This window comes from Paenibacillus algorifonticola (assembly GCF_050481745.1).
Lineage (GTDB): Bacteria > Bacillota > Bacilli > Paenibacillales > Paenibacillaceae > Pristimantibacillus > Pristimantibacillus algorifonticola_A.
Map to the genome: position 1 here is coordinate 1 of NZ_JBCNGR010000007.1, position 16,465 is coordinate 16,465.

14 protein-coding genes are annotated in these 16,465 nt (G+C 49.7%); 5 read left to right on the top strand and 9 right to left on the bottom strand.

All coding sequences use genetic code 11. The features are described from left to right. The 8 genes from ABEW34_RS06590 to leuC all read right to left on the bottom strand — a co-directional run. Positions 1-1,767 (bottom strand): dynamin family protein (locus tag ABEW34_RS06590; RefSeq protein WP_430156220.1); only part of this gene is annotated, 1,767 nt, incomplete at its 3' end. 3 nt (positions 1,768-1,770) lie between these two features. After that, a complete protein-coding gene (locus ABEW34_RS06595; protein WP_338551653.1) occupies positions 1,771-2,043 on the bottom strand; it encodes an NAD/NADP transhydrogenase alpha subunit in 273 nt (90 codons plus the stop codon). Positions 2,044-2,087: 44 nt separating this feature from the next. Beyond that, positions 2,088-2,768, bottom strand: coding sequence for an endonuclease III (gene nth, locus ABEW34_RS06600; RefSeq protein ID WP_430156223.1), 681 nt, complete (start codon positions 2,766-2,768; stop codon positions 2,088-2,090). A 140-nt stretch (positions 2,769-2,908) separates the two neighbouring features. Beyond that, entirely contained in the window at positions 2,909-5,383 is a 2,475-nt protein-coding gene (locus ABEW34_RS06605) for an S-layer homology domain-containing protein (protein ID WP_430156226.1), read from the bottom strand. 132 nt (positions 5,384-5,515) lie between these two features. Beyond that, positions 5,516-6,076: a GerMN domain-containing protein gene (locus ABEW34_RS06610; RefSeq protein WP_430156228.1), complete on the bottom strand. Its 561-nt coding sequence runs from the start codon at positions 6,074-6,076 to the stop codon at positions 5,516-5,518. 17 nt (positions 6,077-6,093) lie between these two features. Beyond that, positions 6,094-7,539: an N-acetylmuramoyl-L-alanine amidase gene (locus ABEW34_RS06615; RefSeq protein ID WP_430156231.1), complete on the bottom strand. Its 1,446-nt coding sequence runs from the start codon at positions 7,537-7,539 to the stop codon at positions 6,094-6,096. A 254-nt stretch (positions 7,540-7,793) separates the two neighbouring features. Then, complete coding sequence (leuD, locus tag ABEW34_RS06620; protein WP_430156234.1) at positions 7,794-8,396, bottom strand: 3-isopropylmalate dehydratase small subunit; 603 nt, start codon at positions 8,394-8,396, stop codon at positions 7,794-7,796. 29 nt (positions 8,397-8,425) lie between these two features. Continuing rightward, positions 8,426-9,841 carry a 3-isopropylmalate dehydratase large subunit gene (gene leuC / locus ABEW34_RS06625; protein ID WP_430156237.1) on the bottom strand — a complete coding sequence of 472 codons (1,416 nt, stop codon included), beginning with the start codon at positions 9,839-9,841 and terminating at the stop codon, positions 8,426-8,428. Positions 9,842-10,003: 162 nt separating this feature from the next. Here leuC and ABEW34_RS06630 point away from each other — a divergent pair, with 162 nt between their 5' ends. Next, entirely contained in the window at positions 10,004-10,897 is an 894-nt protein-coding gene (locus ABEW34_RS06630; RefSeq protein ID WP_430156240.1) for a LysR family transcriptional regulator, read from the top strand. Between the two features lie 119 nt (positions 10,898-11,016). Here ABEW34_RS06630 and ABEW34_RS06635 read toward each other — a convergent pair whose 3' ends face one another. Beyond that, positions 11,017-11,814, bottom strand: a complete 798-nt coding sequence (locus ABEW34_RS06635; RefSeq protein ID WP_430156243.1) for a carbon-nitrogen family hydrolase — start codon at positions 11,812-11,814, stop codon at positions 11,017-11,019. 132 nt (positions 11,815-11,946) lie between these two features. Between ABEW34_RS06635 and ABEW34_RS06640 the strand changes: the two genes are divergently transcribed. From ABEW34_RS06640 to ABEW34_RS06655, 4 genes are all read left to right on the top strand, one after another. After that, positions 11,947-12,399 carry a hypothetical protein gene (locus ABEW34_RS06640; RefSeq protein WP_430156246.1) on the top strand — a complete coding sequence of 151 codons (453 nt, stop codon included), beginning with the start codon at positions 11,947-11,949 and terminating at the stop codon, positions 12,397-12,399. A gap of 107 nt (positions 12,400-12,506) precedes the next feature. After that, on the top strand, positions 12,507-13,703 hold the full coding sequence (locus ABEW34_RS06645) for a pyridoxal phosphate-dependent aminotransferase (RefSeq protein WP_430156249.1): 1,197 nt from the start codon (positions 12,507-12,509) through the stop codon (positions 13,701-13,703). A 336-nt stretch (positions 13,704-14,039) separates the two neighbouring features. Next, the gene (gene proB, locus ABEW34_RS06650) at positions 14,040-15,140 is read left to right on the top strand and encodes a glutamate 5-kinase (protein WP_430156252.1); all 1,101 of its coding nucleotides are present in this window, start codon (positions 14,040-14,042) and stop codon (positions 15,138-15,140) included. A 60-nt stretch (positions 15,141-15,200) separates the two neighbouring features. Next, on the top strand, positions 15,201-16,451 hold the full coding sequence (locus ABEW34_RS06655) for a glutamate-5-semialdehyde dehydrogenase (RefSeq protein WP_430156254.1): 1,251 nt from the start codon (positions 15,201-15,203) through the stop codon (positions 16,449-16,451). The last annotated feature ends 14 nt before the right edge of the window (positions 16,452-16,465 follow it).

Here is a 16,465-nt window from a genome sequence, read left to right on the forward strand (position 1 = left end):
GGCGGCAGCAGCGTCGCCCGCTGCCGCCCTATCACCGCGCTGCGCAGCTTCGCTCGCGCGGCCCAGCTCTTGCCCGGCGGCGGCATCTGCCGCGCCGCCGTCCACACCAACGCGCGCGCTGGCATCCGCCGCTGCGCGCTGCGGCGCAGGCAGCGCCGGCCGCGCCACTGGCTGCGGCAGCGCCCTTACGACCTGCGCCGCATGCTGCGCGGCACGCTCCGCCAGCGCCGCAAGCCGCCCTAGCGCCCCGGCTTGCGCATCAAGCGCCGCAAGCCGGCCTCTCACGTCTGCAGCGGCTGCCTCGCTCGCCGCTGCCACATGCGCCGTCAGCGCATCAATCAGCTCATTGCCGCGCTTCCGGTAAAGCTCCTTCACCTCCGCGGCTAATTCGCGCGTATACGTCATCGTATATTCATTGCCGAATACGGCTCCCGTATTTACGCGCTGAATGAGCCAGGAAGCATCCGGCTGCCAGCTAAACTGCTCGGCAAGCTGCTGCTCCAGCGTATCCGCTGCGTAGCCGACCCGCTCAGCGCCGCGGCGCAGCAAATCCTTGACATGCCAATCCACTGCCGCATTCACTTGCCCAGCAAAATCATGACAGAACAGCTCCGCACGGCGTTCCTGCTCAGCCGCCGTCTTCGCTCCAGCGAACAACAGCCCTGTCTTAAAGCCCGGCTTTCTGCTTTCTAGAAACGCATGCGCCAAATCACGCACCGGAGCTGGCGTAATAATCGCATTGTCTACCAGCGCCTGCAAATCCCGGCGCAGCTCCAAACGCAGCCGTTCAGGCTCTGCTTCGAGCTGCTTCGCTTGCAGCGTCAGCTCGCCTTGCTCCGTCTTCACCCGCTGAGCTTCCTCTTCTCCGCCTGCCTCGGCAAGCAGGCGCTCCTTCTCCGGCTCATCTCGCATCTCGCACCATTTCAAATGCTCCGCTGCAAGATGGCGCAGTGAAGCATCGACGCTGTAAGCAGCGAGCGGCTCACGCAATTCCTTCAGCTCGTCAAGCAGCCGCGTAAGCGCCTCCCATTCCTGATGCGGATGATCCGGCTGGCGCAACGACAAATAAACGATTCCCGCTGGCTCCAAATGCCAGGCTTGAAACGCCTCTTCTACGCTTTTGCGGTAATCAGCAAACGTTAGCTCGCGTTCCCTGTGTTTATCAATCTGATTCACGATAAAATATAACGGCTTGCCCCAATCCTTAAGCTGCTTTGCAAACGCAAAATTAATTTCCGATTGCACATGATTATAATCCATGACATAAAACACGACATCCGCCAAATGCAGCGCTGATTCCGTTGCCATTCGGTGTGCATCATCCGTAGAGTCAATGCCCGGCGTATCCAGAAGTACCGTATGATTGCCTAATCTTTCTGTTGGATACGTAATCGAGACCGATTGGAACTGCTCACCGTCTACGCAATAGCGATCCAGATCCTCCAAAGGAACACTGAGGCTAAACGCCTCGCCATCCTTCTCCGTGATGATGCTTGCCCGCGCCTCTGCTCCGCCTCTTATGGATACTACGTTCGCACTGGTCGGAATCGGACTCGAAGGCAGAAGCTGAGCCCCGCACAGCCGATTGATCAGCGTGGACTTGCCTGCGGAAAAATGACCGCAAAAAGCAACAGTAAGCCGACCCTCGGCCAGCTTACTGTGTACCTCCATAACTTGTTTGGCGTGCAGCGCATCACCTGCGTCCGTCATTTCGCGGGCCGCCAGGACTGTTGCTTCTTCAATGCGTTGTACCGTCATTTCAGCCATAATCTATGCAATTTCCTCATCATCGGAAGGCATGCAAATTTCGAATACATTGCCATGCTGCAAAATCATAATGTTACGCTCTTTTTCACGCATAACAACGACTTCCGGTTTTTGACGCATACGCTCGATGTATTGGTCAGGCACGTCGCCGGAGCCGCTAACGGTTACGCCTTCCACTACGATATCTTCGTTTTCTTCTGGCGGGGAGCTCAGCACCTGCTCATAAATATCGGAGAAAAGCTCAAAACTATTTGTATACACGGAAATACACTTCACTGTCATCATCCTTCATTTTAAAAGTATTTGCTTCTTAGCCAACCTTATTTAGCCATTTTCTTAACAGTCTTCTTGTTTAAGCCTGGCTTCATACGTTGTTTTCCTTCTTTGCACATATCCAGCAGCGGACATACCTCGCATTGCGGGTTTTGCGCCTTGCAATGATAGCGGCCGAAAAAAATGAGCCGATGATGGGTAAGGGTCCATTCGTCTTTGGGAACAAGCTTCATGAGCTTCTTCTCAACTTCCAGCACAGAATCATCAGGCTTCGCTACACTAAGGCGCTTGGATACACGCTCAACGTGAGTATCGACGGCAATAGCCGGCACATTAAACGCATTAGACATGACGACATTAGCCGTCTTGCGTCCAACGCCCGGCAGCTCGACCAGCTGCTCATGCGTGGAAGGAGTTTCTCCATCATATTTATCAATGAGTATGCGGCACAATTTTTGAATATTGGAAGCTTTGCTTCGGAATAAACCGATTCTTCGAATATCCTGCTCCAGCTCTTCCAGCGGAACCGCCACATAGTCCTCCGGCTGCTTATACTTCTGAAATAAGTTTGCGGTTACTTTGTTCACCATTTCGTCGGTACATTGTGCAGACATCAGAACGGCAATCGTCAGCTCAAACGGATTAGAATGGTTCAGCTCGCAGTGTGCGTCCGGAAACATCTCCGCAAGAGTATCCAATATGTGCCCGATCTTCTGCTTCGCATTCATCGTCCTCTCTCCCATTCCAAACACTATCGTTCAAAGTGTAGCGAAAAACGTCCCGCCATGCAACTATAATCCACCATAAATATTGAAAAAAGCATAAAAAAACTGCCCCGTAGGGCAGTTTGTCACATAACCTTACCAATTTACACTTTTACAATTTCCACGGCTTTATTTTTGAAAGCATAAACGATGATCTGATCGCCGTATTTAATATCCTGCAGCGAAATCGTTTTTCCATCTTTTAGCAACTTCGTTGAGCCTGTCACATAAAAATAATTGGCGTTGTCGGCATCTGTCGTTTTGAGCGTCCACAGCTGTCCTGCCGTAGCGTCATACTGCCAAAATGTTCTCGTCTGGCCAACAGCTACAGTTACCAGCACGACATCATTTTCATTTTTGCTCAGTTGGATCCGGTCTCCCGTTGCAAGCGTTGACGTAGTCGCAGAGGTCGATGTGCCCTTCGTAATTAGAAATGATTGGCCAAGTGCAGCCGTTGTTGTCTGGCCATTCTCATTCGTCAGCGTAATGCTGTTCGTGCCTACCGATTGAACGGTTCCATAAGAAACGACGATGGATTTCACCGCAGTAATTTGCTTGCCAATGTAGCTGACATTAATGAAAGTGCCCGGAACAAGTGTATCGATCGCCACTTTGCTTCCTGTTTCATTCGTAATGTCGATTCCCGACAGCACTAGATCAGTCTGGACATTTTGCGCATTAACGACCGTAACCTTTTTAGTTCCAGTGTTGACAGCACGTACTTCATATTGGATAGGACGATGAACTTGAATGAGTGTTGCCCGATCCTGATTCACATTCATCACCGTTGTAATCGTATCGCCAACTTTAAGATCAGTCAGAGATGCTGCTGCAATGCCCGGAACTTCTACCGTTGGCGCCGAATAAGTAACCGTAACATCTACGCCGCCAGGCACGCTCATCGTAACGGAATTGCTCGAAGCATTAATAGAGACGAGCTTTCCTGTATATTTGCTTGCAATCGACAAGGACACAACCTTGTCGCCGCTGTAAGTAATCGTCAGTTTGCGGTTTTTAGTCAGCCAAGTGCCGATGTCCTCCAGCTTGATTGCGTTGCCGTTGTTGTCAATTCTCGTTTTCTCAGTCAAATAAAGCGGGTAGGCTTTTGTTCCTGTAGAGTCAAAAACAACAAGGAATTTTTTGTCCGCATTATAGCTTTCCACCTGAGCGCCAACGAGCGTCTGAACGTTGCGGTTTACGACCTCGATTTTTGTAATCTGATCCTGGTCATTCGTAGTAATTTGCAGTTGATCCACATCTTTAATCAAATCGCCAATCGTTGGCCCAACGATGCCTTCGATTATAATTTCAACCGTGCTGCTCAAAAATTTGGAGTTCAGCTTGCCGGCGCTGTCTTCATAAGTAAGAACACTTGCATCGCCTGAAATAAACGTGCCTTTGAGCACGGCCGCTCCTGTTTGCTGGTCAACTGTAATTTTCAGTGCTTTGGGGGATGTACGGAACGTATCCTGCGTCACTGTAATTGCGCTGTTTTCTTTCAAGTCGCTAATGGCAATCGTCTTGCCAGACGTTTCGGTTACGATAAGCGAGTCGTCATAATAAACCTCTATCGGCTTATTATCTATCCACACATACAGCATCTTCTGATCCGGCAGCACACGGCCAACCGTACCTGTTATCGTTTTAATTTGCGGCTTGTCATCCTGGAGCTCCACGTAAGCAGCCCCGCTCGATTTCGTAATGACTGTTACATTCGCATATTGCACAAGATCTTTGGCTGCAATTGGCGTTTCTGAGTCATAGCGATAGATGACCGTATCCGGGCTAAGTGTATATACAACTGATTGAGACTTGCTGTATATCGTAACTCCCGTCTCGCTTGCTTGCAGCAGCACACCCGTTGCTTGGCCTGCATACTCAACCGGATACAGTTTCTCAGCACGGCTGAACAGCGTTGCAAGGCTTGCACGGTTCACATTCGCTTTAGGATCGAACTTGACTGCCGTTACCCCTTTAACCAAATCTAGAGAAACAGCCGCATTCACATAGCCACGGTAGCTGCTAGCAATTTGATCCGCATCATTAAAAGACGAAACGGCGTTTTGCAGGCTGTCCGCTGTACTCTTCTGGTTAATAGCACGAATAAGCAGCTTTGTCACCCATTCACGAGTGGCAGGGCGTTGTCCCCAGCCTACAGCTTGATCGCCGGAAGCGGCAAGCGCATATTCTTCAGCCTGATCCAGCAAGCCTTTATCGAAAGCAAGCTTCACTTCGCCTTTAAAGTCGCTCTTAACGACAAACGTTTCTGGAAAAGCAACGGTATCATCAGCCGGAGCTTCACTTGCTGCGCCAATAAAACGCAAAGCCATAAGAACGGCTTCCTGCTGCGTTACATTATCAGACGGACGGAACAGGCCGTTAGAGCCATTAATGATGCCTTGAAGCGACAGCTTCGTAATATGCTTTTGCGCCCAGTGATTCGATGCTACATCGCTGAACGGATTGGAGCTGACAGACGCCGCATACGAAATAGGGGCGGGAACCGCAAAAGGCCCCGCCAAAATGGAAAATGCAATCGTACCTGCAATGATAGATTTAGATGATCGTGACAATGCCATCGTTATCGTTCCCCCCAAATAGTTTCAAAACGTATTAAATGGAATTTCTATTTTATTACACTCTTTTATTCATTATCTATCATTTTCTTTCTATCAAGCGTAAATGGCTGAAGACGTCCTCTGGCCGCTAAGCTACGGCTTTAGTGTTGGATGCTCAAGCTCAACATGGCCCATCAGCGTATCTGCGCTGTCTCCATCGACAAGCAAATCATAGGATTTTACAAAGTCGAACTGGAACAATGTTTTTTGGAGCGTCTCCAGCACTAATACTTCACCAGGCGAACCAAGCCGCGACTCGTCAGACAAATGAAGATCAATCGTCACCTGTCCATCGCTTCCCAGCAGCACTGATTTAATTTCAATCAGCTTCCACAGCGATACAGCGCCTTCGCCCTCCGCATGCTGCAGTGCTGTGATTGCGTTTTGAACTAACTCCAGATCTGAGCTATATGCAACTTGAACCTGCTGCTCCACTATGCCATCCAGTTCTTCACTTCCCGCGTATACCTTTATTTCTGCTGTCTGTTTTTCAGGCTCAATTGACGGCTCAGCCGTCGGAGCAGCGGATGGCTGAATAGAAGACGACGGGCTGCTGCCCGCGCCTGATTCAGCTGGCTTGTTTACCGCCGCACAGCCCGCAACGAGCCCAACTATACATAAAGTCAATATAAACTGGCTCACCGTTCGCAGCATCTGTTATCCCCCTGTCTCTACGATAGCATCAAATAGTCCTTGATTCCTGCTACAATTCCGGCAGCGATTTTATTTTGCACGGATTCATCAAACAGCTTCTTGTAATCGTCTGCGTTAGACAAAAATCCTGCTTCAAGCAAAATCGCCGGCATCGTCGTTTCTCTCGTCACATGCAAGCTTTGCTGCTTGACGCCGCGATCCTTAAGGCCAGTTGCTTTCGCAAACTGCTTGTGTACCGCATCGGCAAACGCTTTGCTGCTAGCTCTTGTGTAGTAGGTTTCCGTGCCCATTGCGGCGCTGCTCGGATTGCTGTTGGCATGAATAGACAGGAATAGATTGGCTTTAAGATTTTCAGCAAACTTTACCCGGTCCTCCAGCTTGACATAGTTATCATCTGGACGGGATAAATAAGCTTTTATTTTCGACTCCTTATCCAGCAGAGCCTTCACTTTCAAAGAAACGCTGAGATTAAATTCTTTCTCCCATCTGCCGTTAATCCCTTTTGCCCCTGGGTCAGAGCCGCCATGTCCCGCGTCAATTACGATAGAATACACACCGTTTGCTGGCAGTGTCGGACCTGCAGTTGGCGTTGGCGTCGCAGAAGGCGTCGGTGTTGGCGTAGGAGTAGCTTGGACTGGCAGCGGATCAATGACATTGATGCGAATTTCGCCTAGCGCACTGTTCATGACATCCACGTCGGCATCTGCTTTCAGATCAAGCACGATACGTACAGTTGCCGGGCTTGACGAGAACAAGGAATAGCGGATTCCGCTCAAATAAGGATGCTCGCCTACCTCAAGATTGATCTGTCCTGAGCCCAGCTGCGCTAACAGCGTATCCGAATAGGACACCTTGGGTATGTCCATTACGATTCGTTTCGGGCTTTCGAGCTTAAAAGGCTGATTGTAGACAGCGCTTCCCTCGTAATGAATAATAATCGCATTTTCATTGTCATACGAAATGTCTGTCACAACGCCATCAGGCTGTGTAACAACCGGATCTGTTGATGGAGTTGGCGTAGGTGTTGGTTCCGCTTCTTTAAACAATTGGACGGATTTTGTCGTTTGGTCCCAATTGACCTGCATTCCGAGAGATTCCCCAACGAAACGCAGCGGAATAAGGGTTGTCCCTTTTTGCAGCAAAGCTGGCGTATCCAGCTTCACTTGTACATTGTTAACAAAAGCGACGTCCTGATTAATAGTAAGAACGATAGAATCAGAGCCATTATGTACAGTAACTGTCTGTGTAGCTGACGACCAGCCTACATTGTAGCCGATGCTCTCCGACACGAGCCGAATCGGCACAAGCGTATACTTGTTGTCTACAATTTGCGGCGCTACCTTCGAATCCAATAAAGCCCCATTCAAATAAAGCTTTGGCACAACCTCGGAAGCATGTCCTGCATTGGAAAACAGCGTGAATAAAAACGACATGAGCAACAGAATCGGTACAAATTTCTTCATTTTCCACCTCGATGACTGAAATTGCCCTCATCGAATGGGGTGCATTCGACTTAAACAGACTAAAATATTAGACGCATAGCGTCAGAAAAAGTTGCGTATAGAGGAAAAAAGAGGACAATTTTTCCGACAGGAAATTGCCCTCTTTTTTTAAATATAGGAAAGTATGTAGTTTTTTCATCCTTCGCTATATTTCTCGAAATGAAACGCGCTGCGCCGCCAAAGGACGGCGATAGCCGTTTCACCTTATTTGCAGCCTATGCGTGCGCTTTTGCAGCGCGTTTTTGCTCGTAAGCTGTAATTTTATCTTCATGCATCAGCGTAAGGCCGATATCATCAAGACCTTGCAGCAAAAACTGGCGACGGTGCTCATCGAGCTCAAAGTTGATTTCCAAACCGTAATCATCAGTCAGACGATTGTTTTCCAGATCAACATTCAGCTTGTAGCCCTCATGCTTCGCCGTACGCTGGAACAAATCTTCAACCTGCTCTTCGCTCAGCTTAAGCGGCAAAATGCCATTTTTGAAACAGTTGTTGTAGAAAATATCTGCATAAGACGGTGCGATAACGACTTTGTAGCCATAGTCGAGAATGGCCCATGGTGCATGCTCACGTGAAGAGCCGCAACCGAAGTTAGCGCGTGAAATAAGCACGGAGGCACCTTGATAACGAGGCTTATTCGGTTCAAATTCAGCGTTTACTTCCCCGTTCTCATGAAAGCGCCATTCGAAAAATAGAAATTGTCCAAAGCCGCTGCGCTCAATGCGCTTCAAAAATTGTTTAGGAATAATCGCATCCGTATCTACGTTAACGCGATCGACTGGAGCAACAATGCCCGTAAACTGTTTAAATGGTTCCATATCGGTAATACCCCTCTCACACGTCCTGATTAGTTCAATACTTCTGTTTTGATATTCCAATCACGCACATCTGTAAAGCGGCCCATAACAGCTGCAGCAACAGCCATTGCTGGAGATACGAGATGCGTACGGCCTCCGCGGCCTTGACGGCCTTCGAAGTTGCGGTTCGATGTCGAAGCGCAGCGTTGTCCTGGCTCTAGAACGTCCGGGTTCATCGCCAGACACATCGAGCAGCCTGCTTCACGCCATTCGAAACCTGCTTCGATAAATACTTTATCAAGGCCTTCTTTTTCAGCCTGAATTTTAACGCGGCCCGAGCCTGGAACGACGATTGCTGTCACTCTATCGCTAACTTTGTAGCCGCGAGCGATTTCAGCAGCAGCGCGAAGATCCTCAATACGTCCATTTGTGCAAGAACCGATAAACACATAATCGATCTCGATTTCGTTCATAGGCGTACCTGGCTTCAGATCCATATATTCAAGTGCTTTCTCAGCAGCTTTACGCTCATTTTCAGTAGGAAGCTGCTGCGGGAAAGGAACCGAAGAAGTAATATCCGTACCCATACCAGGGCTAGTACCCCAGGTTACTTGCGGGATCAGCGAATCAACGTCAAATTCTACGATAGTGTCGTAAGTTGCGCCTTCATCAGTGGAAAGCAATTTCCACTCTTCTACAGCCGCATCATAATCTGCTGGAGCATATTCACGTCCACGAAGATAGTTGAACGTTGTTTCGTCAGGAGCGATCAGGCCTGCGCGAGCGCCTCCTTCAATCGACATGTTGCAAACGGTCATACGCTCTTCCATCGTCAGCGAGCGAATCGCTTCGCCTGTGTACTCGATAACGTAGCCCGTTGCGAAGTCCGTACCGTATTTTGCGATAACGCCCAAAATCATATCTTTTGCCGTTACGCCCGGTTTACGGCTGCCCGTGAAGCGAACTTCCATCGTTTTTGCTTTCGATTGCTGCAGGCATTGTGTTGCCATTACATGCTCTACCTCGGAAGTACCGATACCAAATGCCAGCGCGCCGAACGCACCATGCGTGGAAGTATGGCTGTCGCCGCAAACGATCGTTTTGCCCGGATGCGTAAGACCAATTTCAGGGCCCATAACGTGTACAACACCTTGGTCAATGTTGTCAAGATCAAACAGCTTTACGCCGAAGTCTTTACAGTTTTGCGTCAGTGTATCAATTTGCTGCTTGGAGATAGGATCTGTAATGTTGAAGCGGTCTTTCGTAGGAACGTTGTGATCCATCGTTGCAAATGTTAAATCTGGACGACGTACTTTACGGCCAGACATGCGAAGACCTTCGAAAGCTTGCGGCGATGTTACTTCGTGAACCAGTTGAAGATCGATATAAATGATACTTGGCTTGCCTTCTTCTTGATTAATGACATGATTGTCCCAAATCTTCTCAAACATCGTTCTTTTAGCCATTAAATTCACCCCATTGTTCGACTTCTCTTCAAAAATGATGCTCTAAGCATAACACTTGGCACTTGATTGATCCAAGATATAATATCTATAATGTCTATAGGTAACGACTATAACGGTAAATGAAGAAGCTCTTCCCAGAAAAATAGAAAGCGAAGGATGCCCATGGAGCTCAGACAACTGCAGTATGTGCTGCAAATCGCAATTGAAAAAAACTTCTCCCGCGCAGCGGAAAAGCTGCATATCGCCCAGCCCTCGCTTAGCCAGCAGCTGTCTAAGCTGGAACAGGAGCTTGGCGTACTCCTGTTTCGGCGCACGACCAACTCGGTTGAGCTAACGCAGGCAGGTCAGGTTTTTGTTGAAAAATCTCAAACGATTCTCGATGCCATTGAGCAATTAAAGCAGGAAATGGATGATATGGCGCAAATGCGGCGCGGACGGCTCGTCGTCGGAACGCTGCCGATAACGGGCTCGCATATTTTGCCGCTCGTCCTGCCGGTATTCGGCGCCCAATATCCACAAATTGAAGTGGTGCTCGTAGAGGATACTTCGGCAAAGCTGGAGCAGCTTACGGCAAGCGGCGGCACCGACCTCAGCTTGCTGTCCCTTCCGCTTGCTGACACCTCGCTAGCATGGGAGCCTTTAATGGAAGAAGAAATTTGCCTGGCGATTCCGCCGCAGCATCCGCTTGCGGAAAGCACGGAGCCTGTTCCGATAAGCATATTGCGCAATGAACCGTTTATCGGTTTAAAAAAGGGCCAGGGCTTCCGGCAAATTACAGTCGAGCTGTGCCAGGCTTCTGGCTTTACGCCGCAAATCGTATTTGAAAGCAGCAATATTGAAACCGTCCAATCGCTCGTAGCGGGCGGCATGGGCATCGCTTTCGTCCCGAAAATGCTGACCCGGCAAAGAGGGAGCGAATTCGCCCCCATCTACTTGCCCCTGTCCCCCAAAGCGTCACGGACACTAGTCATCGCCAGCCGCAAGGGGCGCTACCTGTCCAAAGCTACGGAGGCTTTCATTCGAACGATGAACAAAACGATCGTCCATTATAAATAAATGATTCATTAACTAATTGTATTAAACAGAAACGGCTGAATGTAAAAAGGTCGGGCTGCCCGCACGAGGGCTATTTAATCCCAACCTTTTCAATCCTCTCGACTTATCTAACCAAGCTTTTAATACAAATTTGGCCGACGGTCTTCGAATACGGGGATTTTCCCGCGTACCGCATCAACGAGCGAAAGGTCGATTTTCGCATAAATAATCGCTTCGTCCTCTCCACCCTCAGCAATTGTTTCTCCCCACGGATCAAGGACGAGCGAATGCCCGAAAAAGCTCGTTTCCCCGCTTTGCCCTACCCGATTGCAGGCAATGACGAACATTTGATTTTCAATCGCTCTTGCCGTCAACAGCGTTTTCCAGTGATGCAGGCGCGGATTCGGCCATTCAGCTGGAACGAACAGCAGCTTTGCGCCTCCAAGCGCCAGCTTTCGAGCAAGCTCAGGGAAACGGATATCATAACAAATCATCATGCCCGCTTCCTGTCCGCCAAGCTGAAACGAACCAAGCTTATCGCCAGCCTGCAAATATTTTTCCTCGTCCATTAAACGGAACAGATGAATCTTAGAATAATCCGCAATCATTTCCCCTTCTCGGTCGAAAGCAAAAATCGTATTGTAAACGCCATCCGCCTTGCTTTCCGCAATCGAGCCCGCAACAATATTCACTTGATGCTTGGACGAAAAGGCTGACAAAAACTGCTTCGTCCTCTCCCCATTCGCATCAGCAAGCGTTTCGATTTCCGTTAGCGCATAGCCTGTGTTCCACATTTCAGGAAACACGATGACATCAAGCTTGCGATCTCCGCCTACCGCTTGCTCCAGCATTTGCGCAAGCTTGGCAAAGTTCGCCTCCGGATTTCCTGCATTTATGTCCATTTGCAGCAGTGCAAGGTTTAATTTTTCATTATTCATCTTCGTCAGGCCTCCTGTATGTTGCAACCATTCATTTTCCCTAATGATACCTTCACATGGTTCTGTGTCAAGATGGGGATGATAACTCAAGTACAATTACCAATCCATATACAGACAAGGAGCATGCATAACATGAAGCTGCAAAAATGGATAGCTGCCCTGTGCGCAGCTTGCTCACTATTTATTTTCGCCTCCACCGGATTTGCCCAGGAGACAGCGAAAGAGCAACAGACGGTTGGACCCGTCCAAGTTTTTGATGTAAAAGCTGGCAAGGTCGTGCTGACTGTGCCGAATGACAAAGACTATCAAAAGCTGGCAAACAGCTGGCTTGGCTCTATTACAGGTCTTGCCCCCCAATTAACGAATGACAACACCTGCACCTATGTATATCGCGTTCCTCTTGCTAAACCTTACAAGCTGAGCACGAACAATATTTCGCTCAATGCAACCGAAGTATTTCTGTTCGTATGCGGAGGCAAAGCGCCGCAGCTGTTAGTTTTTGATGAACAGCGCAGGCCGCTGCTGCTGTTGTTTACAGCCGATATCGCAGCTTTTATTAAAAAAGTCGGCATTCCAGCCACTTAACCATCCATTCCAACTGAATCACTCGACATAAATGGTTTTTGCGTGCTACAGTAATGCTTAACAGCTTATTGTTCATGAGCAACTATTGGATGTGGAGTGTGAATAAAATGGAAACAAAGCTGGAACAGCATTTCATTAAACCAGCAGATCGTATGACTGGCTTGCCTACGCAATTTTTTGCTAAATTGGTTGCTAAAGCTAATGCCCAAGTCGCAAAAGGCCGCGACGTTATTAACCTTGGACAAGGCAATCCCGATCAGCCGACTCCGCCGCACATTGTGGCCAAGCTGCAGGAAGCAGCCGCAAACCCTATGTATCACCGTTATCCGCCTTTTAGCGGCTACCCTTTTCTCAAGGAAGCCGTCGCAAAGCGTTATAAGGAAGATTATAACGTCGATATAGACCCAACGACAGAAGTAGCCATTTTGTTCGGCGGCAAGACAGGTTTGGTGGAACTTAGCCAGTGCCTGCTTAATCCAGGCGATGTATGCCTCGTGCCTGACCCGGGCTATCCCGATTATTGGTCTGGCGTGGCACTCGCTGGAGCGGATATGCATTTTATGCCGCTAACGGCGGAAAACCGCTTTTTGCCTGATTATGGCGTCATTGACGAAGCCGTCCTTAGGCGTGCCAAGCTCATGTTTATGAACTATCCGAATAATCCGACCGGAGCGGTAGCGAATGCTGATTTTTATGAACAGACGGTAGAATTCGCCCGCCGCACAGGCGTCGTTGTCGCAAGTGATTTTGCTTATGGCGCGATTGGCTTTGATGACGAGCGTCCCGTCAGCTTCCTGCAAACGCCGGGAGCAAAAGAAGTGGGCATAGAGTTTTATACATTGTCCAAATCCTACAATATGGCGGGCTGGCGCGTAGGTTTTGCACTAGGCAACCCTGAGGTCATTTCTTTAATCAATCTTATGCAGGATCATTATTATTGCAGCCTGTTTGGCGGCATTCAGGAAGCGGCGGCTGAGGCGCTAACCGGATCTCAGCAATGCGTGACGGAGCTGAATGCCACCTATGAGCGCAGACGTGAAGCGTTGTTTGGCGCGCTGGATCGCATCGGTTGGAAAGCAGAGCGTCCGGGAGGCTCCTTCTTCTGCTGGCTGCCTGTTCCAGAAGGCTATACATCTGAATCGTTCGCGGATCTCGTATTGCAGGAAGCAGATGTCGTTGTCGCGCCTGGAGTCGGCTTCGGCACATTCGGCGAAGGCTATGTCCGGCTTGGATTGCTTACGAGCGAAGCCCGGCTGGTGGAAGCGGTTGAACGTATTGGAAAGCTCGGCATTTTCAAAGCCTAACCGCCTGCAAATGACTCTCTTTACAGCACCCGTCGATCATGATATGCTTACATCAACTGAACATGAAACGTTATGACGGGACCAGTAAGCTTGACTAGGTCGTGCCCAGAGAGTGAATTCCAGAGGCTGCAAGAATTTACCTCGACTGCTCGCTGAACCTGCCCCTGAACGGCCGATGATGAATCGGACAGCACCTCCTGTTACGAGGCCCAAGCAGGATTGTTTGCCTTAACCGGCCTACAGTCAATTAAGGTGGTACCGCGGAAGCATATAAGACTTTCGTCCTTTACGGACGGAGGTCTTTTTTATTTTGTCAGGAAATGGGATGATGGATAAATGGCGGAACGAATCATTGTAAAAATCGGCAGCAGCTCGCTAACTTCCGAGGAAGGCGGACTGAACAAAGAACGCATCGCTTATTTTGTTTCCGAGCTTGCCGCGCTGCATGCAGCAGGCTGCTCGGTCATATTAGTCACCTCCGGTGCCGTTGCCGCAGGCTTTCGCCAAATTGGCTATGAGTCACGGCCCAAAGCCTTACACGAGAAGCAAGCGGCCGCCGCAGTTGGGCAAGCGCTGCTTATGCAAGCTTATCAGGAAGCTTTTAGCCAGTTCGGTATCGGAGCAGCACAAATTTTGCTGACGCGGGCAGACTTTTCTAACCGCAAGCGAATTCAGAACGCTTTGATGACTATTGAAGAGCTGCTCAGGCTGCGCACAATACCGATTATTAACGAGAACGATACCGTCGCAACCGATGAGCTGAAATTTGGCGACAATGACAATTTGTCAGCACTGGTCGCAACAATGACGAAAGCTGGACAGCTCATTATTATTACGGATATGGATGGCTTGTACACGGAAGATCCACGGAAAAATCCGCAAGCAGTCAAAATCGAGCGAGTCGGCAGCATTTCCGCAGACATTATGAAATTCGCCGGCGGTGCCGGCTCGGCAGTCGGAACGGGCGGGATGCGCTCCAAAATTGAAGCCGCCCGAATTGCCATGCGCGGCGGCGTACCCGCTTTTATTGGGAAAGTGCAGCAGCCTGGCGATCTGTCGCTTGCGACAAGCGGCTCCGGCAAAGGCACGTATTTCGATACGGAGATGCATAGCCTGCCGATGAAGAAGCAATGGTTGGGCTTCCACTCTTTGCCTCAAGGCACGATATCAGTCGATGCAGGAGCTGAGCTTGCGCTGCTTACAGGGGGCAAAAGCCTCCTCCCTGCCGGCATTACAGGCAGCAGCGGCGATTTCCATCCCGGCGATATCGTGGAGGTGCTTAGCGCCAGCGGCGAAACGATTGGGCGCGGCGTCGTCAATTACGCTGCTTGGCAGGCTAAGGCCGCAGCCGGACTTGGCAGCGAAGAAGTGAAGCGCAGAATTGATGTGAGCCGGATTGAAGTCATCCACCGGGATGAATGGGTATCATTAAAATAAGCCCTTGTCCATATATAGGGCCAATCGTTTTTATCACTTATTTTTAGGAGGAACAAACCTATGACAAGCGAAGTCGTCCAAAAAGCCACATTGGCAAAACGTGCTGCAAGTATTATGAACACTGTAACGACCGACCAGAAAAATGCCGCACTGCTTACGATCGCTGACGCTTTAATTACGCATACAGCTGATATTATTGAAGCGAACAAGCTCGATTTGCAAAATGGAGAAGCAGCCGGCACAAGCCGCTCCCTGCTCGACCGTCTCGCTCTCGATGAGGCAAGAATTGAAGCAATTGCTCAAGCGCTCCGTGAAATCGCTGATCTGCCTGACCCAGTTGGCGAGCTGCTGGAGCAGTTCGACCGTCCGAATGGTCTGCAAATTGAAAAATCACGTGTTCCGATCGGCGTTATTGGCATCATTTATGAAGCGCGTCCGAATGTGACGGTCGATGCGGCTGGATTATGTCTCAAAACAAGCAATTGCGTCGTGCTCCGCGGCGGCTCGGCAGCACTTGAATCGAATCGCAAAATTATCGAGGTGCTGCGCCAGGCGCTTGACACGACGGCATTGCCAGCTGATGCCCTCCAGCTCATTGAAGATTCCGATCGCGCGTCGGTCAATGAAATGCTCAAGCTGAACGGACTGCTCGATGTTATTATTCCACGCGGCGGGTCAGCACTCATTCGCACTGTCGTTGAAAATGCTACTGTTCCGGTTATTGAAACCGGCGCAGGCATTTGCCATACTTATATTGATGCGAGTGCAAACGTGGAGATGGCGGCCAGCATTTCGCTCAATGCCAAAGCACAGCGTCCATCCGTCTGCAACTCCATGGAAACGCTGCTTGTACACGAAGCTTTTGCCAGCAAGTCGCTTCTCTCCATTGCTGAGCAGTTTACAGCAGCAAAGGTGGAGCTTCGCGGGTGCGAGCGCGTTATGAAGCTTATTCCGCACGCCAAGCAAGCGACGAATGAGGATTACGCGACAGAGTATAATGACTATATTCTGAACGTGAAAATCGTAGATAATCTGGATGAGGCCATCGCTCATATTAGCAACTACGGGACGCAGCATTCCGAATGCATCGTTACCGAGGACGCAGGCCATGCAGCCCGCTTTATGCAAGAAATTGATGCGGCTGCCGTCTATCACAATGCTTCCACTCGCTTCACGGATGGCTTTGAATTCGGCTTTGGCGCCGAAATTGGCATTAGTACGCAGAAGCTTCATGCACGCGGGCCTATGGGCTTGCCTGCACTCACATCAACCAAATACCGGATTACCGGCTCTGGACAAATTCGCGGCTAATTAAGCGTTCACTT

What these genes read in the sequence shown, in the direction of transcription:
- nth (WP_430156223.1), bottom strand. Translation starts at nt 2,768, where the DNA reads ATGAATGCGAAGCAGAAGATCGGGCACATATTGGATACTCTTGCGGAG.
- ABEW34_RS06605 (WP_430156226.1), bottom strand. Translation starts at nt 5,383, where the DNA reads ATGGCATTGTCACGATCATCTAAATCTATCATTGCAGGTACGATTGCA.
- ABEW34_RS06610 (WP_430156228.1), bottom strand. Translation starts at nt 6,076, where the DNA reads ATGCTGCGAACGGTGAGCCAGTTTATATTGACTTTATGTATAGTTGGG.
- ABEW34_RS06615 (WP_430156231.1), bottom strand. Translation starts at nt 7,539, where the DNA reads ATGAAGAAATTTGTACCGATTCTGTTGCTCATGTCGTTTTTATTCACG.
- leuD (WP_430156234.1), bottom strand. Translation starts at nt 8,396, where the DNA reads ATGGAACCATTTAAACAGTTTACGGGCATTGTTGCTCCAGTCGATCGC.
- leuC (WP_430156237.1), bottom strand. Translation starts at nt 9,841, where the DNA reads ATGGCTAAAAGAACGATGTTTGAGAAGATTTGGGACAATCATGTCATT.
- ABEW34_RS06630 (WP_430156240.1), top strand. Translation starts at nt 10,004, where the DNA reads ATGGAGCTCAGACAACTGCAGTATGTGCTGCAAATCGCAATTGAAAAA.
- ABEW34_RS06635 (WP_430156243.1), bottom strand. Translation starts at nt 11,814, where the DNA reads ATGAATAATGAAAAATTAAACCTTGCACTGCTGCAAATGGACATAAAT.
- ABEW34_RS06640 (WP_430156246.1), top strand. Translation starts at nt 11,947, where the DNA reads ATGAAGCTGCAAAAATGGATAGCTGCCCTGTGCGCAGCTTGCTCACTA.
- ABEW34_RS06645 (WP_430156249.1), top strand. Translation starts at nt 12,507, where the DNA reads ATGGAAACAAAGCTGGAACAGCATTTCATTAAACCAGCAGATCGTATG.
- proB (WP_430156252.1), top strand. Translation starts at nt 14,040, where the DNA reads ATGGCGGAACGAATCATTGTAAAAATCGGCAGCAGCTCGCTAACTTCC.
- ABEW34_RS06655 (WP_430156254.1), top strand. Translation starts at nt 15,201, where the DNA reads ATGACAAGCGAAGTCGTCCAAAAAGCCACATTGGCAAAACGTGCTGCA.